The sequence below is a fragment of the Paracoccus marinaquae genome (assembly GCF_018860165.1).
In the GTDB taxonomy this organism is placed as follows: domain Bacteria; phylum Pseudomonadota; class Alphaproteobacteria; order Rhodobacterales; family Rhodobacteraceae; genus Paracoccus; species Paracoccus marinaquae.
Genome location: NZ_JAHKNG010000002.1, coordinates 241,942 through 265,034, shown reverse-complemented (window position 1 = coordinate 265,034; position 23,093 = coordinate 241,942). Strand labels below are relative to the sequence as shown.

Here is a 23,093-nt window from a genome sequence, read left to right as displayed (position 1 = left end):
CCAGGATGCACTGCATGAAGCTTCTCGGACAACGCCTCATGGCCCGGGACCCTGACCGTCAGGTCGCCGAACTTCAGGTTCGTGTTGCCGTCATGAACGGCTTCACCGCGCTCGGCATACCTGTCACGGAAGCCATAGGATAAGTCTATCCGGGGAAAGGGGAAGCTTGACCGACACCTGATTTGCGCAACAGAGTCAGCTGCCTGCGCGAATTTACGTTTCGATGACGATACTGCGATACGCTTTTGAAACGTCGGTTGAAACCTGGCGGAATCCATTATCGATCAGCTGCACTCACCGACCAAGCGTTCCGGGGAATTCAGAGATGACGACAGTGCCTATGCAGAACCTGAAGCTGGCCGTGGTCGAGGCGATCTGCGATCTGCGCGACCATGAGATTCGGTTTGGGCAGGGTTTGGAAAAAACCGCAGAACTGCGCGACAGAAATTCGGCCATTTTTCTGGTAAGATTCGAATTGCAGGATGCAATCGTGAAGATCCGGCGGATCGAACGCGGCATCGGCGGGAACGAGGCGCGACTTTCCGGGGCGCTGGCGCGGGCTGCCCGAAGCGCCCGCCATCAGGGCGCGGTGATCCGGCAGCCGGCCATCGCCGAAAGCGGGGCGAGAAAGCTGATTGCCATCATCGACCAGTTGCTGGCCGATACCGAGAGGGAGGCGGGAGCTGATGACAGTGTCTAGACCTGCACCCCAAGCCGGCCCCACGCAGCAGGGCGCGGCGTCAGTAGAAGACCCTCAGCACATCATCGGGCAGCTGCGACTTGCGCAGCGAGACCACCGGGTAATCGGGATCCTCGGCGATCTGCCTGACATCGAAATCCGGCTCGATCCGGCTCAGGCGGCGCAGCGCGCTGTCAGCCTGATCCAGATTGCCGGCATGGGCTTCGAGAATGGCCAGATAGCGCAGCGCCGGGCGCGAGGCGGGGGCGGTCGCCGCGGCGCGGTGCACGAACTGACGCGCTTCGTCCAGCCGGTCGGTGACCAGCGCCGCGACGGCATGGCCCATGTCGAAAAAATGTGACGCATGGGTGGACCGCGCGACAAAGCTGGAAAAGCTGGCTGCCTGATAGGCCTTATGGAACTCGCCGCACATGGTCAGCCCGTTCATCAGCGCGTTATAGGCGAACGGGTTGCTCGGCCCGATCCGCACCGCCTTGCGCGCAACGATCAGCCCGTCCTCGGGCCGGCCCAGAATATTCATCGTCGCCTTGGCCACGGCCGCCAGGGTCATGGAGTTTCCCGACCCCACGATCAGGGCCGTGTGGATCAGGTCATCGACCTCGTCGCGGAAGGCGTGATCGATGCGGCGGGTCCGCTCGACCCCCTCGATCATCCGCAGCATCAGGCGCCAGGCCAGCGCGGTCGCCTCTTCGTCGTCCGCCTCGTTCAGAATGTCATTGGCAGCGGCCAGATCACCGTCGCGGAAGCCGAAGATGCGCCGCGCGGCCATGTGGATGCGGATCGGGCAGGTCGGCCCGGCCGGGGCAGTACTCAGTTGCGCCTGCCATGCCGCCTCGGTTCCGGCATTGACAAAGCGCGCGATGCGGGCCTGTTCGAACGGGGCATCGGCGTCGGGCTTCAGCGCGGTGCTTTGCGACCAGCAATGCCGCCGCGACCGCACTTCGGTCAACTGGCCGCGCACGACCACGCTGTCGCCGGGAAAGATCGTCAGGTCCAGTTCGAAATCGGTCGGCTCGCCTGCCTCGCCGATCTGGACATCGACCAGGGCACGTTCGCTCAATGCCCGCGCGAACATATCGGCGACAAGCTGGCATATCAGTTGCCTGTCGGGAATGATCGATCGATCGACCCGGATGCGCAGGCTTGCCTGGACGCGCGTCCGGGTCTGCCCGGGCGCCGCGATGCTGGCAGGCGCGGCCACCCCGGTATCCTCCATGCGCTGCACCGTCAGCCAGTCCTCGAATTCCGGGTCGCGGATATCGATCCCTTCCAGAAACTCGCCCTCGCGCGGATCAACGCGCGGCAGGATCTGCACCCGGCCCGGGGCAAGCGCGACGCTTCGACGGTCGCAGATCAGGATATCGGCCTGCTCACCCAGGCTGCCGCGCAACTGATAGATCGCCTGGCGCAGGCTGGCCGCCGCCTGTTCGGGCCCGCGGTCGCTCCACAGCTTGTCCTGCAGCCAGACGCGGCTGCGCCTCATTTCCGGGGCCAGTGCCAGAAGCGCGATCAGCGCCTGCGGTTTCGCCCCTTTCGGAGTCAGGACCTGCCCGCTTTTCGACGTTATGGAAATCGGACCAAAAAGACGCAGTATGACCATGTAATTCCAATCTGCAGAAAAGGTCATCCTGACAGCGGATCATAGCAAAATGCGGGAGTAAAATAAACGAATAGGCGACGCGCGGTGTAATCCCCACGTCAGCACAACCATCACGTCATCTCTTTGAAAAGCGGACAGGAGGGTAAAATGGGAACCGTTGGAAATGTGGGCAACGTCGGCAACGTCGGGAATGTCGGCAATGTGGGCAATGTGGGCAACGTCGGGAATGTCGGGAATGTTGGCGGCTTTTCGTCGACATTGCTGAACAGTGCGCTGATCACCACCCGGGACGGGATCATCGGCTACTGGAATCCCAAGAGCGATTTTGAGCGGTTGCCCGATCTGCTGTCGATCGCTGATATTTGCTACCTCAAACCCCAGCAGCGCGCATTCATCATCGACCACGAATTGCACAGGATGGTGAGGGTCCACATCGAAGATCACGCGAAAGGGGGCGCAAAGGTCGTATTCCTGGGGTCAGCGTCGCCGCCCCCGAACGGGATCGAGATTCCACGCCCGCCGAACGAGGTCTTTTACGCCCAGCTTTATCACCTGCACAGCTATGCCGATCTGCGCGAGGATCGACTGGCCGAGATCAGCATGCAACTTGGCGACATCCTGTCGTTCTTCGGCGGCCTGTCCTACCTGGACGATGAACGTCATGGCCAGCAGGTCGAGATCCTGTCCGCCACGATCCGGCTCGCCACGCATGTCGAAATGATGGTCAAGCATTTCTGCCGATCGCCACGCCCGATCGAACTGGCGCCCGAGGTCTTTCCGATGATCCAGACCCCGGATCACAGCACCTATCCAAGCGGTCACGCCTGCGAAGCCTTCGCCGTCGCCAGCGTAATGAACCGGATGCTGGGCGGAGCGGCACCAAAGGATGTCATTGGCGCCGCCAATCAGAATACCCACATGCTGTTTCGTCTTGCGGCACGGATCGCCGAGAACCGCATCGTTGCCGGCGTACATTACCCGATCGACAGCCTCGCCGGGGCGATGCTGGGGATCATGCTGGGTGAATATGTCTGGGGAGCGTTCACGGGCAATGAAGTGAACGCCCCGAAAAAGATCGCTCCCTTCGACGATCCCGATAGCTCGCAAAGTGAAGCAAACTATGGCCTCGACTTTACCCTGCCCACGCTGAAGGATTGCCTGTCCGCAACGGGAAGTGATACAAGCCTCGGTACGTTCGCATCACCCCTCTTGCAAAGCTACTGGGCGGATCTGCTTCCCGAGCAAGCAGCAAAACCGAAACAACCCGCCGAGTAGTCAGGGACACAGGTAGCGTCGCCGGGACACCCGTCCCGGCAGCGCCTTGTCCGTCAGGATACCATAGCCCAGACGGGAATCCGGCGATATGGGCAGTGGGGTGCCCAGCACATGCCGGTTTTCAAGAATGCCTTTCTTGATCCCGGTATCGCCCGGCCCAAGGGACGACAGGGCATCCACGATCGCCCGGGTTGCGCGCGCGGTGGCGGTCGAGGTACCGCTATAGGCCACGCAGGACCCGCTGAAATATCCGGCCGCAAGCCGTCCGGGCGAACCGGGTCCGTCCTCGGACACCGCCCCGAGGTCGGGTCCATCCCGGGACGCCCCCAAAGTCGGCCCCGCGCCGCTATAGGCCGCCGCCCTGCCTTCGGACCGGATTTCAGGGTCATCGATCTGATCCGCAATCGCGCCGCCGATGACAAAGAAGTTCTCTCCCTCGATCGTGGCATACGAGGACAGCGTGTGCAGGCGCGAAATCGGCCGCTGACCGGGATGGTACGGGTCGGGCGCGTCCATGTTCCGCGTCAGCGCATCGCGCCCGCGCAGGCTGGGATGATCCAGATAGGACTGTTTGCCATAGGTGGGGTATCCCGACAGGGTTTCATCGCGCTGAATACCCAGATTGACGGACATTCGCCGATCGCCCTTGTTGCCGAAGACCAGCCGATAGGTTCCGGCCGGCGCCTGTCGATAGGGCGAATCCAGTTCCGAGGTGGCGGCCAGCGCCAGGGTCAGCACCTCGCCATTGCCGTCATCGCTCCGATAGACGCGACCAACCATCCGCCCGTCGCAGATCAGTTTGGCGCCGTTCAACAGATCAATTTCCTTTTTGGTACCATCGGGCGTCGCGATGGTCAGGCTCAGGTTCCGCACGTCATCGGCCCGGATTTCCAGATAGCTTGGGCTGTGATCGCCGGGCGGAACGCGCCACAAAACTTCTTCCGTCGCGGCGCCCGGACCATCGATGGCAAAATCCGCTGCCAGCCGCCCGCGATAGCCGTTGCCGGCCGCGATCACCACCTTGGTGGCGACTCCCGCATCGTTGCGCCGTCGCGCCAGCCTTTCCAGCTGGGCCTCGAGAAAACCCAGGCCGTTCCTGGGGCCGGCGGCATTTCCCAGGCTGATATTGACCACGACCGGAACCCTTGTCCCGTGCCAGTCATCGACCCAGTGCAGGATGCGGTGCATCGCCATCAGGACGAACAGCTCAAGCCGGGCGCCCGACATATCCTCGATCACGTAATCGGGCAGTTCGACCGCAACGATGGGTCGGTTTTCGGGCGCTTCCTCGGCCGGCCAGCCCGCCGCCAGATCCATGATATGAGTGCCATGGCCGGCACGGAACCCGACCCTGCGCGCATCGCGGGGCGAATCGTAATTCGCGCCGCGAAGAAGGAGTTCCCATTCGATCCGCGATGTCTCATCGAGATCGGGCTTCCCTGGCTGCATGACCAAATACTCGGCCAAATGCGCGACCGTCTCGCCATCTGGCGTTCCGGCGCGGCCGATCAACGATTTGATATAGCTGACGATATTCGTAGTCCCGTCGCCCGGTTCGTGATCCTTTCTCCAACTCTCGCTGCTGATGGGGTGAAACTTGAACGGACAGGCCGAAGTCTTAACTTTTTTTCTTACCTCCAGAACATGGATCAGGCGCGCGGCGAGTTCATGTTCCCAACTCGGCGAATCCGTCCCGTCGCCATCCTTCAGGAAGGCGCGCCGACCACTCGACCCATCCACTCCTAGCCATCTCTTGGTGCCGTAAGCCCCGCTTCGCAGCAGGTGGTAAAACAGCGCTTCATCCGATCTTGAGTCGCTCAGCATCTGGTTGATATCAGCCGCGTCGAACCCTTGTCCGGTGACAAGATCGCTCAGCCCCCGGGTCGTGCCCTGATGCTGCCGCCAGAATTGCCGAATGCGGGTCGTCCCGTCGGGGTTTCGAAACCGCGCATTGGCGATGCCGATATCCGCGTCGATGACGGCGGTCACCACAACGCTGCTATCCACCGGCGGGTCATCGCGGCCCGCGGTGTGAACATGAGGCATGTCGCCCGCGGCACCGGCACAGGTCCCCAGCGAAACCCCTGGGATATAGGGTCCGGTCCGCAATTCGATCAGTTCACCCGGCATCGGAAACGGAAACCATTCCAATGTATAGACGAACATGAAGCGGTCACCCTCGGGGATCTGATCGCCGGCCTGCGGGACGCTGAGCTTCCTCAGCTTGTTGAGGGAATCATAGTCCAGAAGGATCGATGGCCAGCAACCGTTCCACTCGTCGAGGCATTTCCGCGCATTCTGGGCAATATCGGCGGCGGCATCACCTTTCAGGTAGACATAGACGGGCCGCCAGTAAGGTAATTCGATCTCGCCGACAAAGACCGGGAAAGCCTTGTCCGAATTCAGAATGATCACGGGAAGCTTCTGCCGCAGATGATCGGGGCGCATTTGCTCCATCCAGTCGGAATAGGCTGTTTCCTTGCCCACGTGCTTCATCGGCTCGGTTTGCCATTCACAGCACATGACCGGATCCTCCCTGTCATGCATCCTGCCACGATTCGCCGCCTCGACCAAGGAAACGCCCCATCACCCTCGGGCGGGCGATCCGGGCAACAACATCCGCCACGGGCCGGCTGGACGACCGGACATTCGGCCGACCGGCCTTGGCCGGCTGCTTCAGTCCAGCCCCAGGATGCGCAGCGTCCGGTCCAATGCCGTGGCGAACAGCTGCTGCGACGCGCTGGCGGTGGCCCCGGCGCGGGTCATCAGGCCGACCGGCCCCTCGGTCATGTCGGTCGGGATCGGCAGCCGCACCAACTGTCCCTGGGCCACCTCGCGTGCGACCACCCCGGCCGAGATCAGCCAGACCGCGTCGCTTCCCGGCATGTAGGCCCGGCCGAAGGCGCCCGAGACCGTCTCGATCCGGCGCGGCGGCAGGGGCACGCCCTCGGTGATCAAGAGCCGTTCCACGAAGGGCCGGATCGCGGCCCAGGGGGGCGGGTAGATCACCGGCCAGTCGCCGATCCGGCGCAGGTCGGGATCGGCAAGGATCGGATGGCCCGGCCGCACGACGACGGCGACCTCTTCCAGATAAAGCTGGGTGAAGCTGAGCCCGCGCATCGTCTCGGGCGCGCCCAGCCGGCCGATGACCAGATCCAGCTCGCCGCCGCGCAACAGTCCGGTCAGGTGATCATGCGAACCATCGGCAATGGTCAGGCGCAGATCGGGCGCAATCTCGGACAGTTGCGTGACGATCTCCGGCATCAGCCGCGCCGCGACCGAGGGCAGCGCCCCCACCCGCAACTGCATGACGCCCTGCCGTCCGGCCTCCTCGATCCCGGCCAGACCCTGTTCCAGCGCCGACAGGCTGGCCTGGGCGAAGCCGTGGAAGAACTCGCCCGGCGCGGTCAGGGCCACCCCGCCGCGCCCGCGGGTCAGAAGTTCCGCGCCGACGATCTCTTCCAGCTCGGACAGGGTGCGCGAAATGGCCGGCTGGGTCAGGAACAGCCGCTCAGCAGCACGCTTCAGGCTGCGCTGACGCACGATCTCGGTGAAGGCCTGCAGATGGCGGATCTTGATGCGGCGGTCCATGATTTCCAATTTCGGTAAGTATATTGGCGATTATCTCATTTTACTTCTTTATTTCAATATGTGACTTTCCCGGCAAGAGGAGGAGATCATGCGTACACAAGTCGTCATCATCGGTGGTGGCCCCTCGGGTCTGCTGCTGGGCCAGTTGCTGCACCAGCGCGGCATCGAGGCGGTCGTGCTGGAACGCAAGACCCGCGACTACGTTCTGGGGCGGATCCGCGCCGGGGTTCTGGAGGCCGGTCTGGTCAAGCTGATGGAGGAAGCGGGCGTCGCTGATCGCCTCTATGCCGAGGGCTATCTGCATGACGGCACCCAGATCGCCTGCGACGGCGAGATGTTCCATATCGATTTCAAGAAGCTGACCGGCAGGCCGGTGGTGATCTATGGCCAGACCGAGGTGACGCGCGACCTCTATGACGCCCGCGCGGCGGTGGGCGCGCAGACCGAATTCGAGGTCGATCACGTCGCCATCCACGGCGCCGACACCGACAGTCCCTGCGTCACCTATACGCAGGAGGGCGGCGATTTCCGCATCGATTGCGATTTCGTCATCGGCTGCGACGGCTTTCATGGCGTCAGCCGCCAGACCATCCCGCTGAACGTGCGGCGCGAATATGAGAAGACCTATCCCTTCGGCTGGCTGGGCGTGCTGTCGCGTACGCCGCCCGTGCATGACGAGTTGATCTATGCCAATTCCGATCGCGGCTTCGCGCTCTGCTCGATGCGTAACGAGAACCTGTCGCGCTATTACCTCCAGTGCGCCCTGTCCGATCACCCCGAGGACTGGACCGACGCCGCCTTCTGGGGCGAGTTGAGGCGCCGTGTCCCCGAAGAGATTGCCGACCGTCTGGTCACCGGCCCCAGCATCGAGAAATCCATCGCGCCGCTGCGCAGCTTCGTGACCGAGCCGATGCGGTGGGGGCGGCTGTTCCTGTGCGGGGATGCGGCCCATATCGTGCCGCCGACCGGGGCCAAGGGGCTGAACACGGCCGCCAGCGACGTGCATTACCTCTATCACGGGCTGTGCCAGTATTACGAGGAAAAGGACAGCGAGGGCATCGACCGCTATTCCGAACGCGCGCTGATGCGGGTCTGGAAGGCCGAGCGGTTCAGCTGGTGGTTCAGCAGCCTCTTGCACCGCTATCCGGACCAGAGTCCGTTCGATCTGAAGATGCAGCAGGCCGATATCGCCTTCCTGCGCGACAACGAGGCGCAGCAGCGCGCATTCGCCGAAAACTATGTCGGGCTGCCCTACTGATGCTGACCGCAAACGTGAACGGGGCCGATCTGCATTACGCCGATCAGGGGCCGAGGGACGCGCCGGCGGTGATGTTCGCCAATTCGCTGGGCACCGATCTGCGGGTCTGGGATGAATTGCTGCCGCATCTGCCCGCCGGGCTGCGGATTGTCCGCTATGACAAGCGCGGCCACGGGCTGTCCGAGGAAACCCCCGGCCCCTATTCCATCGACCAGCTTGCCGATGACGCCGCCGGGCTGATCCGGCATCTGGGCCTGTCGAAGGTGGTATTCGTGGGCCTGTCCATCGGCGGGCTGATCGGGCAGTCGCTGGCCGCGCGCCACGGGGATCTGCTGGCCGGGCTGGTGATCTCGAACAGCGCCGCGAAGATCGGCGATGCGCAGATGTGGGGCGACCGGATCGCGGCCATCCGCAGGGACGGGCTGGCCAGCATCGGGGCCGCGACCATGGAGCGCTGGTTCTCGCCCGCGTTCCGCGCGGCCGGCCACGCAGCACCCTGGCAGCGGATGCTGGAACGGCAGCCGCTGGCCGGCTATGCCGCCTGCTGCGAGGCCATCGCGGCCGCCGATCTTGGCGCCTCGACCCGCGGCCTGCGCCTGCCCGTGCGGCTGATCGCGGGAACCGCCGATGGCTCGACCCCGCCCGATCTGGTCCGGGGAACCGCCGATCTGATCCAGGGCGCGCGGCTCGATGTCATCGAGGGCGCGGGACATATCCCCTGCGTCGAAGCTCCGCGCGAATACGCGGATATCCTGACCCACTTTCTGAAGGAGATCGGCCATGTCTGACAGTTTCGACCGTGGCATGAAGGTTCGCCGCGAGGTTCTGGGCGACGCCCATGTGGACCGGGCCGAGGCCACCAAGACCGATTTCGACCAACCCTTTCAGGATCTGATCACCGAAGGCGCCTGGGGCACGGTCTGGGCCGGCGACGGCATCAGCCGCCGCGAACGCTCGATGATCACGCTGGCCCTGCTGGCCGCAACCGCGAATTTCGAGGAGATCCCGATGCATATCCGCGCCACGGCGCGCACCGGGGCATCCCGCCGCGACGTGCTGGAGGCGTTCCAGCATGTCGCCATCTATGCCGGCGTTCCGCGCGCCAATCACGCGCTGAAGCTGGCCAAGCAGACCTATGCCGAAATGGACGCGCCAGACCCTGCCGAGGAGGGCAGCCAATGACCCAAGCCGAATTCTATCAACGCGACCGACGCCTGCAGCCACCGGCGCTGACCCCCGATTACAAGACCAGCGTCGCGCGCAGCCCGCGCTATTCGATGATCTCGCTGCAGAATTCAAAAAGCGAGATCACCGGCCCGGTCTTTGGCCATAACGACATCGACCCGATCGATAACGACCTGATCAGGAACTATGCCAAGAATGGCGACCCGGTGGGCGAGCGGATCATCGTCCATGGCCGGGTGCTGGACGAAAACGCCCGCCCTGTCCCCAATACGCTGGTCGAGGTCTGGCAGGCCAATGCCGGCGGCCGCTATCGCCACAAGAAGGACAGCTATCTGGCGCCGATCGACCCGAATTTCGGCGGCTGCGGCCGGACCCTGACGGATGAGAACGGCTATTACTTCTTTCGCACCGTCAAGCCCGGCGCCTATCCGTGGCGCAACTGGGTCAACAACTGGCGGCCCGCGCATATCCATGTCTCGGTCTTCGGGACCGGCTTCGCGCAGCGCCTGATCACCCAGCTTTACTTCGAGGGTGATCCGCTGATCCGGCAATGCCCGATCGTGCAGATCATCCCGGACCCGGATGCCATCGAACAGCTGATCGCAAAGCTGGACATGAATGCGACGATCCCGCTGGATGCCATTGCCTACAAGTTCGACATCGTCCTGCGGGGCCGCCGCTCGACCCTGTTCGAGAACCGGCTGGAGGGGAACTGAGATGCCACAGGAACTGAACTATCTGCGCGAAACCGCCTCGCAGACCGCCGGACCTTACGTCCATATCGGCCTTGCGCCGGGCGCTGCGGGCTTCGACATCTACCGCGAAGAACTGGGCTGGGACATCGCCGGCCCGAATGCCGGGGGCCAGCGCATCCGGGTCGAGGGGCTGGTCATCGACGGCATGGGCAGCCCGGTCAAGGACGTGCTGCTGGAGGTCTGGCAGGCCAATTCCGAAGGCAACTACGCCCATCCCGAGGGCGGTGGCGAGGTCGAGGAGGGCTTTCGCGGCTGGGGCCGGGTGATCACCGATTTCGAGACCGGCGAATGGGGTTTCGACACCGTCAAGCCGGGGCCGGTCATGGGCCGCAACGGCCGGATGATGGCCCCGCACCTGAACCTCTGGATCGTTGCGCGCGGCATCAATATCGGGCTGAATACGCGGATGTATTTCCCCGATGAGGAAGACGCCAATGCCAAGGATCCGGTCATCAACCTGGTGGAATGGGAAAAACGCCGCGCCACCCTGATCGCGCGGCGCGACGATCGTGACGGAAAGCCCGTCTACCGCTTCGACATCCGCCTGCAAGGGGATGACGAAACCGTCTTTTTCGATATCTGAGGCTTCCCATGACCAAACCCTGTATCATCTGCGTGGCGATCACCGGCTCGCTGCCCACCAAGGAAAACAACCCGGCGGTGCCGATCACCATTTCGGAACAGATCGAATCCACGCAGGAGGCCTTCGAGGCCGGCGCCACCATCGCCCATTGCCATGTCCGCGACGACGAGGGCAAACCGACCAGCGACCCCGAGCGTTTCGCCGCGCTGAAGGCGGGGCTGGAAAAGCACTGCCCCGGCATGATCGTGCAACTGTCGACCGGCGGGCGCTCGGGCGCCGGGGCGACCCGCGGCGGCATGCTGCCCTTGTCGCCGGACATGGCCTCGCTCTCGGTCGGCTCGAACAACTTTCCGACCCGGGTCTACGAGAACCCGCCCGATCTGGTCGACTGGCTGGCCTCGGAAATGGCGACCTACGGGGTGAAGCCCGAGATCGAGGCCTTCGATCTCAGCCATATCTTCCAGGCGGCGAGGATGTGGAAGGACGGCCGCATCAAGGATACGCCCTATGTGCAGTTCGTGATGGGGGTGAAGAACGCGATGCCGGTCGATCGCGATGTCTTCGACTATTACATCCACACGGTGCAGCGTCTGTTCGGCGAGGATGCGCCTTGGTGCGCGGCGGGGATCGGCTCGAACCAGATCGTGCTGAACGACTGGGCGATCTCGTCCGGCGGGCATGCGCGGACCGGCCTTGAGGATAATGTCCGGCTGGACAAGGACCGGCTGGCGCCGTCGAACGCCGCGCTGGTGAAACGTGCGGTCGAGCTGTGCGAAAAGTATGAACGCCCTGTGGCGAGCTACACCCAGGCCCGCGACATGCTGGGATTGCGCGCCGCATGATGCTGACCGACGGCCTGTTCGGCGATGACGAACTGGGCGGGGTGCTGAACGCACCCGCCCAGCTTTCGGCCATGCTGCGGGTCGAATCGGCACTGGCGCGGGTGCAGGGCCGGCTGGGGATCATCCCAGAGGATGCGGCGGCGGCGATTGCGGCGGCGGCTGATGGGCTGGCGCCCGACCCTGCCGGGCTGGTTGCGGCCAGCGCCACCGCGGGGATCCCCGCTCAGGCGCTGGTCGGGGCGCTGAAGGCGGCTTGTGGCAAGCATGCCGGCTGGGCGCATTTCGGCGCCACCTCGCAGGACATTCAGGACAGCGGGCTGGTCCTGCAACTGCGCGAGGCGCTGGCAATCATCGAGGCCCGGCTGCAGGGGCTGGACGCCACGCTGGGCGCGAAGGCCGGGGCGTTCGCGGCCCAGCCGATCCCGGCCCGCACCCGTTTCCAGATCGCCGCGCCGACCACGCTGGGCGCCAAGATCGCCGTCTGGCGCACACCGCTGGCCCGGCATCTGCAACGGCTGGCGGAACTGCGCCCGCGATTGCTGAACGTCTCGCTCTACGGGGCGGCAGGCACCGGCGCGGCGCTGGCCGGCCGGATGGGCGAAGTTCGCCGGGTGCTGGCCGGGGAGCTGGGACTTTCGGCCCCCGAGGTCGCATGGCACGCCAGCCGTGACGGCATCGCCGAACTGGGCGGCTGGCTGGCGCTGGTCACGGGCTCGCTGGGCAAGATCGGCGCCGATCTGATCCTGCTGGGCCAGTCGGAAATCGGCGAGATCAGCGCCGGCACCGGCGGCGGATCCTCGACCATGCCGCAGAAGTCGAACCCGGTCGCGGCCGAGGCGCTGGTCAGCCTTGCGCGGCTGAACGCCGGCGCCGTCGGCACACTGCATCAGGCCATGGTCCATGCGCAGGAACGCGACGGCGCGGCGCTGGCGATCGAATGGCAGACCCTGCCCGGGATGATCATCCGCACCGGCGCGGCGCTGCGGCTGGCGCAGGCACTGGCCGCGACGCTGGCCCCGCGCCCCGAGCGCATCGCCGACAGCTTCGCCCGCGACCGCGGGGCGATGCTGGCCGAAGCCGCGGGCTTCTGCCTCGCCCGCCAAATGCCGCGCGCCGAGGCGCTAAGGCTGGTCGGCGCGGCGCTGGCCGAGATGGCCGGCAACGAGGAGGAAACGCTGGCCGGGGCGCTGTCGCGCCTTGCGCCGGGGCATGACTGGGCGCGTCTCCTCGCGCCCGGCAACAATACGGGCGATGCCGAAGCGCAGGCCCGTCAACAAGCAGACCAAACGGGAGGAATACCATGAAAAGACTGATACTCGCCAGCGCATCGCTTGCAGCCATGACCGGGCTTGCCGGCGCGCAGGAGGTGACGCTGCGCGTGCATCACTTCCTGTCGGCGGACGCGCCGATCCAGACCGGTGTGCTGGAGCCCTGGGAAAAGACCGTCGAGGAACAGTCGGGCGGCCGCATCGACGTGCAGATCTACCCCTCGATGCAGCTGGGCGGCAGGCCGCCGCAGCTTTACGATCAGGCCCGCGACGGGGTCGTGGATATCAGCTGGACCCTGCTGGGCTATACCCCCGGCCGCTTCCCGGTCTCGGAAGTGTTCGAACTGCCCTTCATGTCGGGTTCCGCCACCGAAACCACCATGGCGCTGCAGGAGTATCAGGCGAAATATCTGGGCGACGAGTTGAAGGACGTGCATCCACTGCTGATCCACGCGCCGGCGGCCTACAAGTTCCACACCAAGGACAAGGCCGTCGCGGCGATGGGCGATCTGTCGGGGATGAAAATCCGCGCGCCATCGCGCACCATGACCGACGGGCTGAACGCGCTTGGCGCGACCGCTGTGGGCATGCCGGTTCCCGAGGTGCCGCAGGCGCTGACCACAGGTGTCATCGACGGCGCGGTGATCCCGTGGGAGGTGTTCGGCAGCCTGCGCATCGAAAGCGTGACCCAGGACCATACCGAATTCGGGGCCGAGAATGGCGGGCTGTCCACCTCGGTCATGGCGCTGGTGATGAATCAGGCGAAATATGACGCGCTGCCCGACGATCTGCGGCAGATCATCGACGCCAATTCCGGCGCCGCGCTGGCCGCGCTGGCCGGCGAGGCCTTCGATGCCGCCGAGGATGCCGAGCGCCAGAAGGCCCTTGATGCCGGCCACAGGATCACCGTCATCCCCGAGGAGGCGCTGGCGGAATGGCAGGCGGCCAGCCAGCCGGTGATCGACGCTTGGGTCAAGGCCGTCACCGAGGCCGGACATGACGGACAGGCGATGCTGGACGACGCCCGGGCCATGCTGGCCACGGCCCAGGGCCAGTAGGCAGTCGGAGGGCGGCATGGCCGAGGACCTGACCGAACACCCGCACCCGGTGCCCCTGCCGGGCTGGCTGGCCGCCCTCTGCCGGTTCTTTGCCGCCATCGGCGGGCTGGTTCTGCTGGCGATGATGCTGATGACGGTGATCAGCGTCACCAGACGCACCGTCCTTGGCGCCCCGATTCCCGGCGATTTCGAACTGGTCGAGATCGGCAGCGCCATCGCCATCTTCTGCTTTCTGCCTTGGTGCCAGTCCACCGGCGGCAATGTGCTGGTCGATTTCTTCACTCAGAAGACCGGCCCGCGCATGAACCACCTGCTCGAGGCCTTGGGCGACCTGCTTTACCTGCTGATCGCCGGGTTGCTGATGTGGCGGCTGATCCATGGCGGCATGGAGATGCGCCAGTATGGCGAGCAATCCATGGTCCTGCGCATCCCGGTCTGGTGGAGCTTTACCATCGTCATCCCGGCCATGGCCCTGCTGACCGCCACCTGCGCGGCCACCATGATCGGCCATCTGAAGAAGGCTAAGGCGGCATGAGCGGCATCGCCGCCGGGCTGACGGGTTTCGCGGTGCTGCTGGTGCTGATGGCCATCCGCATTCCGATCGGGGTCGCGATGCTGGCCGTGGGACTGGGCGGATACGGGCTCTATACCGGGACCGGGCCGCTTCTGGCCTTCCTCAAGACCTCGACCTATTACCAGTTCTCGACCTATTCGCTGTCGGTCATCCCGCTCTTCGTGCTGATGGGCGAATTCGCCACCAAGGCGGGAATGAGCCGCGCGCTCTATCGCACCGCCGCCGCCTTTCTCGGGCACCGCAAGGGCGGGCTGGCGATGGCCTCGATCGGCGGTTGCGCCGCCTTCGGCGCGATCTGCGGATCCTCGCTGGCGACGGCGGCGACCATGGGGCAGGTCGCCCTGCCGGAAATGCGGCGCTATAACTACAGCGGCGCGCTGGCCACCGGCTCGCTGGCGGCGGGAGGCACGCTGGGCATCCTGATCCCGCCCTCGGTGATTCTGGTCCTCTATGCGCTGATGGCCGAGCAGAGCATCGCCAAGATGTTCGTCGCCGCCATGGTGCCGGGCGTGCTGGCTGCGGTGGGCTACATGATCGCGGTGGCGATCTTCGTCAGCCGCAACCCCGAGGACGGCCCCGCCGGCCCCCGCGCCACCTGGCCCGAACGGCTGGTGGCCCTGCGCGAGACCTGGTCGCTGATCCTGATCTTCGCGCTGGTCATCGTCGGCATGTATCGCGGCTGGTTCACACCGACCGAGGCGGCGGCGGTCGGCGCCTTCGGCACCGGCGTGCTGGCGGTGACGCATGGAGGCTTGCGGCTGTCCGGGCTGATGGCCTGCCTGCGCGGGACGGCGACGACCTCGGCGATGATCTTCCTGATCCTGCTGGGGGCCGAGACCTTCAACGCCTTCCTTGCCCAGACCCAGACGCCGATGCTGCTGGCGGGCGCGATCCAGCAATCGAGGCTGACGCCGATGCTGGTCCTGCTGGCCATGCTGCTCTTGTATCTGGTGCTGGGCTGCGTGATGGATTCCATGTCCATGCTTCTGCTGACCATCCCGATCTTTTACCCGATCATCGCGGGCCTCGATTTCGGCATGCCGCGCGAGGATACGCTGATCTGGTTCGGCATCCTTGCCGTGGTGGTGGTCGAGGTCGGGCTGATCACGCCGCCCGTGGGCATGAACGTTTTCGTCATCAACGGCATGGCCAAGGATGTGCCGATGCTGGAAAGCTTCCGGGGGGTCCTGCCTTTCCTGATCAGCGACATCATCCGCATCGGGGTGCTGATCGTCTTCCCGATCGTCACGCTGGGGCTGGTGCGCCTGTTCGGTTAGGCCGGCAGGTGCTGCCTGCCCGCCAGGGGGCGTTGAAGCCGCCCCGCCGGATCGGCCTGGGACAGCCCGCTATGCGGGCTTCCTGACGGTGTGTAGCTCGACCGCGGTCAGGACCGGCGCGGCGCCGATGCCCCGCGCCTCCAGCATGTCCGCGGTGCCGTACACTGTGGCCAAGATGAAACAATCGACGGCAACTATCTAAAATGACAAGTCGATATATGCATCGGCAGCTTACCGCCCATGCATATATTTGCTATTGTGATTTTTAAAGCTTGGTCGCGCACACGGGGAATCGTACCACGCGGCCAGAACCAAACCGGAAAATATGCCGTAAATCGGCCCGCAGGCGCTTGGGCGTTCCTGTGGGAGGGCACGGCTGTGCCACGGCATCAAGGAGGCAGTGCAAGAAAAGAAGAGGCAGGTAAGTGAAGCGGTTAAGTGGTTTTTGGGGCCTGTTGTCGGCCTATTGGGTATCAGAACGGTGGCGCGAGGCCTGGCTGCTGACGGTGATCGTCTTCGCGATCACCACCTTGCTCAGCAAGTCCAGCGTCTGGGTCGCCGTCGCCAGCGCCGATTTTCTGGCGTCGCTGGCGAATTTCCATGATGCCGAGGCGGGGGTCGATCCGGTCCGGGTGGTGCTGCTGGCGGCAGCGGCCTATCTGGCCATTTTCCTTGCCCGGACCGCCGGCGTGGCCTTGCGCCACCTGGTCTCGGCCACATTGCACCGCCGCGCGCGGGGCTGGCTGGTCGGCCGGTTCAACGATGCGATCCTGGCCGATGAGCGGATCGCCCTTGACCTGATGAGCGATCGTTCGGAATCGGGCGGCAGTTCGCGGATGCCGGATGCGATCGATCAGCGCATCGACGAATGTTCCGGCAGCCTCTATGGCGGCGTCATCGGGCTGACCATGGGCCTTTGGGGTTCCGTCACCTCGATCTATTTCGTCTCGGTCGCGCTGATGGAGCGCAGCCAGAGCGTGGCCTTCCTTGATCGTTGGGGGGCGCAGGCCAATGGCGTGCTGGAAGGCTGGTTCGGGCCGGGCCTGGCCGCGCGCATCGATCTGGTGCCCGGCGACAGCGGCTCGGCGCTTTTGGCGCTGGCGCTGGTCGCGGTCTATGTCCCCACCATGACCTTCATCGCCTGGCGGCTGGGCCGCATCATCGAACGTCTCAGCCTGCAACGTCAGCGGCGCGATGGCGCCTGGCGCGGCGAATGGGGCGGCCTCCTGAACCGCGTCGGGCATCTGGCCGCGGCGCGCGGCGAACGCGCCCAGAGCCGCATCAACGGGCGGCTCTATGCCGATCTGGACCAGACCTGGGGCAAGCAGAACTGGCTGGCCGCCGGGATGATGATGTTCACCAATGTCTACAAGTTCCTGTCCGCGCGACTGCTGGCCTATCTGCCCGCCCTGCCCGCCTTCATGGCCGACAGGATGAGTTTTCGCGATTTCGTCGCCAACAGCGAGCTGACGGCGGAGCTGATCGGGGATGTCTCGTGGTTCATCAACGTGATGCCCGCCATCGCCACGCTGCGCGCCAATGCCTCGCGCCTGACCGAGGTCGCCGACGCCGTCGAGCGGGTGCGCGCTCGGCAGGACTTCTATGCCGAGACGGGCGTCAGCCGCTTCCGGCGCGACCGCCGGCCGTCCGGGCCGGTTCTGGCGCTGGAGGGGCTCAACCTGCACCATCGCGGCCATGACACGCCGGCCTTCCTGACGGTGCCCAAGTTGCGGCTTTATCCCGGCGACCGGATCTATCTCTCGGGTCAGAACGGCTGCGGCAAAAGCAGTCTTCTGAAGGCCGTGGCCGGGCTCTGGCCCTATGGTGAGGGGCGCGTCTCGCTGCGCGAGGGCGCAAGCCTGTTCTTCGCCGGGCAAGAAGCGGACATTCCCGACCGCATGATGCTGAAGGCGCTGGTCACCTATCCCGACCACCCCGAAGAACATTCCGATATCGCCGCCGCCGCCGCGCTGTCGCGGGTGGGTCTGGGGCATTTCATCAACAGCCTTGAACACGATCTGTATCAGGGCCGGAACTGGCGCGATGTTCTGTCGGGCGGCCAGAAACAGCGTCTGGTGCTGGCCCGCATCCTGCTGGCCAGGCCCGATATCCTGCTGCTGGACGAGGCGACCGCCGCGCTGGACACCGATGCCGCGATGGAATTCCACCTGATCCTGCGCGACAGCCTGCCCCAGACCGCGATCCTGTCGGTCTTGCACAGCGAATACCCGCCATGCGACCCTGACGGCGAGCCGTTCTATTCGGCCGCGCTGGAGATTCGCGACGGCATGGCGCAGCTGCGCCCGAGCCTTGCCAGCGGCTACATCGCCGTCCGGCACGCGGCGGAATAACGGCTTCGCAGCAGGGGCGAGGGGATGCAGGAACAGGGCAAGGTCGAGCGGCTGATGGCCGCCATGACGCTGGCGGAAAAGATCGGTCAGCTGAACCTGCTGGCCGCCGGCGAAGGGCTGGTGACCGGTGCCGGCCAGTCCACATCCCTCTCTGCCCGGCTGGATGCCGGGCAGGTCGGCGCGATCTTCGGCACCAAGTCGCTGGCCAGCGCGCGCGCCATGCAGGACCGCGCGCTGGCCGGTTCGCGCCTGAACATCCCGCTGTTCTTTGCCGAAGACGTGATCCACGGCCAGCGCACGATATTCCCGCTGAACATCGCGCTGACCTGCGGCTGGGACATGGCGCTGATCGAGGAAACCTCGGCCTTCGCCGCCGCCGAGGCCGCGGCCGAGGGGCTGCATCTGACCTTCGCGCCGATGATCGACATCTGCCGCGATCCCCGCTGGGGCCGGGTGGCCGAAGGGCCGGGCGAGGATCCGCTGCTGGCCGCACGCGCGGCCGCCGCCGCGGTGCGCGGCTTTCAGGGCGATGACCCCGCCGGGCCGCGCCGGCTGGCAGCCTGTCTCAAGCATTTCGTGGCTTACGGCGCGCCGGATAGCGGCCGGGACTACGACAATGTCAGCCTGGCATGGGAGGATCTGCTGTCGGTCTACCTGCCGCCCTTCGAGGCCGGGATCAAGGCCGGCGCGGCCAGCGTCATGACCGCCTTCAACGCGGTCAACAAGCTGCCGATGCACGCCAACGCACCGCTGGTCGAGGGCTGGCTGCGCGGGGGCCAGGGCTTCGACGGGCTGGTGGTTTCGGACTATACGGGTGTGCAGGAACTGATCGCGCATGGGCTTGGCCCGGCGCCGGTGGTGGTGGCGCGGGCACTGCATGCGGGCGTCGACATGGACATGGTGGGCGAGGATTACCTGCGCGAATTGCCGGCGCTGGCCTGCGACGGGCTGGATGCGCCCGAGGCCGGGCTGGTGCTGCCCGCCAGCGCGATCGTGGCGCTGATCGACCGCGCCTGCCGCCGGGTGCTGCAATTCAAGGAACGGCTGGGCCTCTTGGACGATCCGTTTCGCGGGCTGGATGGCGGGACGCCTGCGCCCTCGCGTCGCGCGGGGCGCGATCTGGCGCGAAGGGCCGCCGCCCGCGCCGCCGTCCTGCTGAAGAACGACGGCGTGCTGCCGCTGTCGCGCTCGGCCCGGGTCGCGCTGATCGGCCCCATGGCGGCGGACCGTGCGAACATGCTGGGCACCTGGTCCGTCTCGGGCCGGGCCGAGGATGTCGTGCCGCTGCACGAGGCCGTGGCCGCGCTGACCGGGCGGGCGCCGGATACCGTCTGGGGCGCGAATATCGTCGATGAACCCTGGCTGGAGCAGCGCCTGAACGTGCATGGCGTGACCGTCACCCGCGACCCCCGCCCCGAAGCCGAACTGCTGGCCGAGGCGCTGGCCGCCGCCCGCGCGGCGGATGTGATCGTGGCGGCGGTGGGCGAGGCCAAGGAGCACGCGGGCGAATCCTCCTCGGTCCTGTCGCCTGTCCTGCCCGCGCCGCAATGCCGCCTGATCGAGGCGCTGGCGGGCACCGGCAAGCCGCTGGCGGTGGTGGTCTTTGCCGGCCGGCCGCTGGCTTTGGGCAGGATCGCGGAACAGGCCGATGCGCTGCTTTACGCATGGCATGGCGGCGTCGCCGGCCCCGAGGGCGTGACGGATCTGATCTTCGGCGCGGCCAGCCCGGCGGGGCGGCTTGCCGTCACCCTGCCCGCGCATCCGGGCGAGGTGCCGCTGTCGCATGCCCATGAACCCACCGGCCGACCCGATCCCGGCCGTTTCGCCAAGTTCCGCACCGGCTGGCTGGATCTGCCCGACGATGCGCCGCGCTTTCCCTTTGGCTTCGGGCTTGGCTATGGCCGGATCGACTATGATCCGCCGCGCCTGTCAACCGATGCGGCCCGGGCCGATCAGCCGGTGGAACTGCGCGTCACCCTGCGCAATACGGGCGCGGTCGAAATGACCGAGACGGTGCAGCTTTACGCCAGCGACCCCGTGGCCCGCGTGACCCGCCCGGGCCGCTGGCTGATCGATTTCAGGCAGGTCACGCTGGCCCCCGGCGAAAGCTGCGAACTCGTGTTTCCGGTCCATGCCGAACAGTTCCGCTATCCCCTCGCGCCCTCGCTTGAGGCGGTGGAATGGCTGCGCGACCCCGGCCTGATCCGGCTGCATGTCGGCCCGAACAGCCGCGACACGCAAATGGTGGAACTGACATGGCTGACCTGATCCGGGGCCTTGACGATGCCGCCCTGCGCGACCGCGTGGCACAGGCCACCGCGCTCTATTTCCTGGACTGGAGCCACCCGGTCAGCGGCATGGCGCGCGAACGCAGCGGCGGCGCCTTCGGCTATGATGTCGAGGAAACCGTCTGCACCGGCGGCACCGGCTTTGGCCTGCTGGCGCAGATCGTCGCCGCCGAACGCGGCTGGCGGCCCCGGCGCGAGATCCTTGACCGGGTCGAGCGGCTGGTGGGTTTTCTGGAAAGTGCCGACTGTTTCGACGGGGTGTTTCCGCATTTCATGAACGGCAGCACCGGGCGGGTCATCCCCTTCATGGCGGGTGACGATGGCGGCGATCTGGTCGAGACCGCGTTTCTGATGCTGGGACTGCTGGGCGCGGCGGCCTTCTTTGCCGAGGAACCCTCGGTCGGCGCGCGGATCGAGGCGCTGTTCAATGCCGTGAACTGGGCCGCGCATCTGCGCGAGGATGGCGCGGTCATCTGGCACCGCCACCCCGACCGGCCATGGAAGCCCGAGGCGCTGCCGATCCGGGGCTGGAACGAGGCGCTGCCGGTCTTCGTGCTGGGCGCCGGCTCGCTTGACCACCCGATCCCCGCGACCTCGTATCATGACAGTTGGGCCCAAGCGCCGGCCTTTCGCAACGGGCGCAGCTATGGCGACATACCCCTGCCGCTGGGTCCCGATTGGGGCGGGCCGCTGTTCATGTCGCAATACCCGTTTCTGGGCATCGACCCGCGCGGGCTGCGCGACGCCTATGCCGATTACGGCATGCAGGCGCGCGCGCATGCGCTGGTGAACCGCCATCACTGCCTGACCAACCCGCATGGCTGGACGGGCTACGGGCCGCAATGCTGGGGCCTGACCGCCAGCGACGACCCCGCAGGCTACGCCGCCCATTCGCCGACCGTGGATACCGGCGTCATCACACCCACCGCCGCGCTTGGCTCTTTCCCCTTTGCGCCGGATGAGGCGATGCCGTTCCTGCGTCACCTGCATGACGATCTGGGCGCAAGGATCTGGGGCGAGGCGGGGTTTTTCGATGCCTTCAGCCTGTCGCATGACTGGGTGGCGGAAAGCCGGCTGGCCATCGATCAGGCCCCCATCGTCATCGGGCTGGAAAACCACCGCTCGGGCCTGTTGTGGCGGCTGATCTCGGGCCGCCCCGAGATCCGGCGCGGGCTGCGCGCGCTTGGCTTTTCCGCGCCCTATCTGGACCCCGCCAGCGCCTGAATCGCCATGTCCCGCGCCGCCGCGGCCTCAAGAAAGGCCGACGACGACCATGCCAGATCGAGGCACGAGACCGGCGCGCCGTCATGGCGGTCAAACTGTTCGGGCAGCGGGCCGGCGGGTCGCGGCGCGACCTGCTGGATCAGATGCATCCACGCCTCGGCCTTGGCCAGGGCCTCGGCGTCGGCGGTGGCGGCAGCGATGCGGTAATGCAGTTCGGCATAGCCCAGCGTCGTCGGATACCAGGGATTGCCGTCGCAATAGACATCCCCCGCCCAGCGGCCGATGGCAGGGACCGCGCGGCCGCGATTGATCGGGTAAAGACCCGCGAATATCGCCTCCAGCGCCGCCATCGTGGCGCGGGCGCGCGGGGCGGTGATGGCGAACGGGCCCTGCTGGCGCCGCGTATGCAGGATGGCAAGGCAGGTCGCCGCGTCCAACCGCCCCTCGGGCGCCTCGACGCTTTCGCGCCAGCCGCCGGTCGCCGCATCCTCGGCCTTGGCGATCAGCGCCTCTATCCGGTCGGCGGCCTCGCGCATCTGCGGATCGCGCGCGCAGGCCCGATCCAGCGCGTCCCATTGCGTCAGAAGGGTAAACGTCGTGCGGCGGGGCGGCGCCTCCTCCCACGGGCCGATGCAGGACCGGCCGGCGATGCGCGCCGTATGGGCAAGGTCGCGGGCGACCAGCGCCTCGGCCTCGGGCCGGGCGGCCTCGGGCAACAGGTCCAGCACGACCATGACCGCCGTGGCCCGCAGTGCCGGGCCATCGTCCTGCGGGCGACTCCATTGTTCGGGATCGGGCGCGCCGTCGGCGGCGACGCGCGGCTCCTCCAGCCAGGCCGCGCCGGTCAGCGCCGCCAGTTCCGCGTCCGGGCGCAGATATTGCGCATGGCTGGGCAAGACGGTCGCGCGCAGCGGGTTCCGCGCCGGTCCGCGCCGTTCAGGGTCCGAGATCGCCAGCGAGAACCGGATGAAATCGACCAGATGCCGCAGCCAGAAGCCGCGCGCCCCCGGCTCGGCGGCAATGGCCAGCGGCACGGCGCGCAGGACAATGGCGGAATCGCGGATCCAGTGGTGAAAGTAATCAGGCTCGGGATCCCAGGCCGCCATGCGCGGCGAGGCCAGCATCGAGCCCGGCGCAGGGCGCAGCACCCAGCCGAACCCCTCGCGATGGCGGGTCAGATGGGTGGCCGAGCAGGCCCCGCGCATGGCGCGGGCAGAGGCCAGCCGCTGCGCCTCGATCCAGCCGGGATCGGGGCGGTCCATGT

General features: G+C 66.2%; 19 protein-coding genes and 1 pseudogene. 16 read left to right on the top strand and 4 right to left on the bottom strand.

Features of this window, described 5'->3' with window-relative positions; genetic code table 11:
- Nucleotides 1–143 (top strand): annotated as a pseudogene (locus tag KNW02_RS02670) (IS5/IS1182 family transposase); the annotation flags it as partial.
- Nucleotides 144–361: 218 nt separating this feature from the next.
- The gene (locus KNW02_RS02665; protein WP_216031703.1) at nucleotides 362–700 is read left to right on the top strand and encodes a hypothetical protein; all 339 of its coding nucleotides are present in this window, start codon (nucleotides 362–364) and stop codon (nucleotides 698–700) included.
- A gap of 40 nt (nucleotides 701–740) precedes the next feature.
- On the opposite strand, the gene KNW02_RS02660 is transcribed toward KNW02_RS02665, so the two are convergent.
- Nucleotides 741–2,300 (bottom strand): hypothetical protein, encoded by a 1,560-nt coding sequence (locus KNW02_RS02660; RefSeq protein WP_216031702.1) that lies wholly within the window; start codon nucleotides 2,298–2,300, stop codon nucleotides 741–743.
- 147 nt (nucleotides 2,301–2,447) lie between these two features.
- On the opposite strand from KNW02_RS02660, the gene KNW02_RS02655 reads away from it, so the two are divergent.
- A complete protein-coding gene (locus tag KNW02_RS02655) occupies nucleotides 2,448–3,575 on the top strand; it encodes a phosphatase PAP2 family protein (protein ID WP_216031701.1) in 1,128 nt (375 codons plus the stop codon).
- On the opposite strand, the gene KNW02_RS02650 is transcribed toward KNW02_RS02655, so the two are convergent.
- Entirely contained in the window at nucleotides 3,576–6,062 is a 2,487-nt protein-coding gene (locus KNW02_RS02650) for a S8/S53 family peptidase (RefSeq protein WP_216031700.1), read from the bottom strand. It abuts the gene before it with no gap.
- Between the two features lie 189 nt (nucleotides 6,063–6,251).
- Complete coding sequence (pcaQ, locus tag KNW02_RS02645) at nucleotides 6,252–7,166, bottom strand: pca operon transcription factor PcaQ (RefSeq protein ID WP_252733360.1); 915 nt, start codon at nucleotides 7,164–7,166, stop codon at nucleotides 6,252–6,254.
- Between the two features lie 88 nt (nucleotides 7,167–7,254).
- Here pcaQ and pobA point away from each other — a divergent pair, with 88 nt between their 5' ends.
- The 13 genes from pobA to KNW02_RS02580 all read left to right on the top strand — a co-directional run bounded on the left by pobA (nucleotide 7,255) and on the right by KNW02_RS02580 (nucleotide 21,829).
- On the top strand, nucleotides 7,255–8,424 hold the full coding sequence (gene pobA / locus KNW02_RS02640) for a 4-hydroxybenzoate 3-monooxygenase (protein ID WP_216031699.1): 1,170 nt from the start codon (nucleotides 7,255–7,257) through the stop codon (nucleotides 8,422–8,424).
- Nucleotides 8,424–9,212, top strand: coding sequence for a 3-oxoadipate enol-lactonase (pcaD, locus tag KNW02_RS02635; RefSeq protein WP_216031698.1), 789 nt, complete (start codon nucleotides 8,424–8,426; stop codon nucleotides 9,210–9,212). The genes pobA and pcaD overlap by 1 nt, the downstream gene beginning before the upstream one ends.
- Nucleotides 9,205–9,606 (top strand): 4-carboxymuconolactone decarboxylase, encoded by a 402-nt coding sequence (pcaC, locus tag KNW02_RS02630; RefSeq protein WP_216031697.1) that lies wholly within the window; start codon nucleotides 9,205–9,207, stop codon nucleotides 9,604–9,606. The genes pcaD and pcaC overlap by 8 nt, the downstream gene beginning before the upstream one ends.
- Nucleotides 9,603–10,325 (top strand): protocatechuate 3,4-dioxygenase subunit beta, encoded by a 723-nt coding sequence (gene pcaH / locus KNW02_RS02625; protein ID WP_216031696.1) that lies wholly within the window; start codon nucleotides 9,603–9,605, stop codon nucleotides 10,323–10,325. The genes pcaC and pcaH overlap by 4 nt, the downstream gene beginning before the upstream one ends.
- A 1-nt stretch (nucleotide 10,326) precedes the next feature.
- Nucleotides 10,327–10,947 (top strand): protocatechuate 3,4-dioxygenase subunit alpha, encoded by a 621-nt coding sequence (gene pcaG / locus KNW02_RS02620; protein ID WP_216031695.1) that lies wholly within the window; start codon nucleotides 10,327–10,329, stop codon nucleotides 10,945–10,947.
- 8 nt (nucleotides 10,948–10,955) lie between these two features.
- Nucleotides 10,956–11,789, top strand: a complete 834-nt coding sequence (locus tag KNW02_RS02615) for a 3-oxoadipate:acetyl-CoA acetyltransferase (protein ID WP_216031694.1) — start codon at nucleotides 10,956–10,958, stop codon at nucleotides 11,787–11,789.
- On the top strand, nucleotides 11,786–13,093 hold the full coding sequence (locus KNW02_RS02610; RefSeq protein ID WP_216031693.1) for a lyase family protein: 1,308 nt from the start codon (nucleotides 11,786–11,788) through the stop codon (nucleotides 13,091–13,093). Before KNW02_RS02615 ends, KNW02_RS02610 begins: the two co-directional genes overlap by 4 nt.
- A complete protein-coding gene (locus KNW02_RS02605) occupies nucleotides 13,090–14,115 on the top strand; it encodes a TRAP transporter substrate-binding protein (protein ID WP_216031692.1) in 1,026 nt (341 codons plus the stop codon). The genes KNW02_RS02610 and KNW02_RS02605 overlap by 4 nt, the downstream gene beginning before the upstream one ends.
- A gap of 16 nt (nucleotides 14,116–14,131) precedes the next feature.
- A complete protein-coding gene (locus tag KNW02_RS02600) occupies nucleotides 14,132–14,650 on the top strand; it encodes a TRAP transporter small permease (protein WP_216031691.1) in 519 nt (172 codons plus the stop codon).
- Nucleotides 14,647–15,966 (top strand): TRAP transporter large permease, encoded by a 1,320-nt coding sequence (locus KNW02_RS02595; RefSeq protein ID WP_216031690.1) that lies wholly within the window; start codon nucleotides 14,647–14,649, stop codon nucleotides 15,964–15,966. Before KNW02_RS02600 ends, KNW02_RS02595 begins: the two co-directional genes overlap by 4 nt.
- A 425-nt stretch (nucleotides 15,967–16,391) precedes the next feature.
- Nucleotides 16,392–18,317, top strand: coding sequence for an ATP-binding cassette domain-containing protein (locus KNW02_RS21195; RefSeq protein WP_216031689.1), 1,926 nt, complete (start codon nucleotides 16,392–16,394; stop codon nucleotides 18,315–18,317).
- 24 nt (nucleotides 18,318–18,341) lie between these two features.
- Nucleotides 18,342–20,585, top strand: a complete 2,244-nt coding sequence (locus KNW02_RS02585) for a glycoside hydrolase family 3 N-terminal domain-containing protein (protein ID WP_216031688.1) — start codon at nucleotides 18,342–18,344, stop codon at nucleotides 20,583–20,585.
- Complete coding sequence (locus KNW02_RS02580; protein WP_216031687.1) at nucleotides 20,573–21,829, top strand: glucoamylase family protein; 1,257 nt, start codon at nucleotides 20,573–20,575, stop codon at nucleotides 21,827–21,829. Before KNW02_RS02585 ends, KNW02_RS02580 begins: the two co-directional genes overlap by 13 nt.
- Here the strand turns inward: KNW02_RS02580 and KNW02_RS02575 are convergent.
- Nucleotides 21,805–23,091, bottom strand: coding sequence for a glycoside hydrolase family 15 protein (locus KNW02_RS02575; protein ID WP_216031686.1), 1,287 nt, complete (start codon nucleotides 23,089–23,091; stop codon nucleotides 21,805–21,807). The genes KNW02_RS02580 and KNW02_RS02575 overlap by 25 nt on opposite strands.
- Between the last annotated feature and the right edge of the window lie 2 nt (nucleotides 23,092–23,093).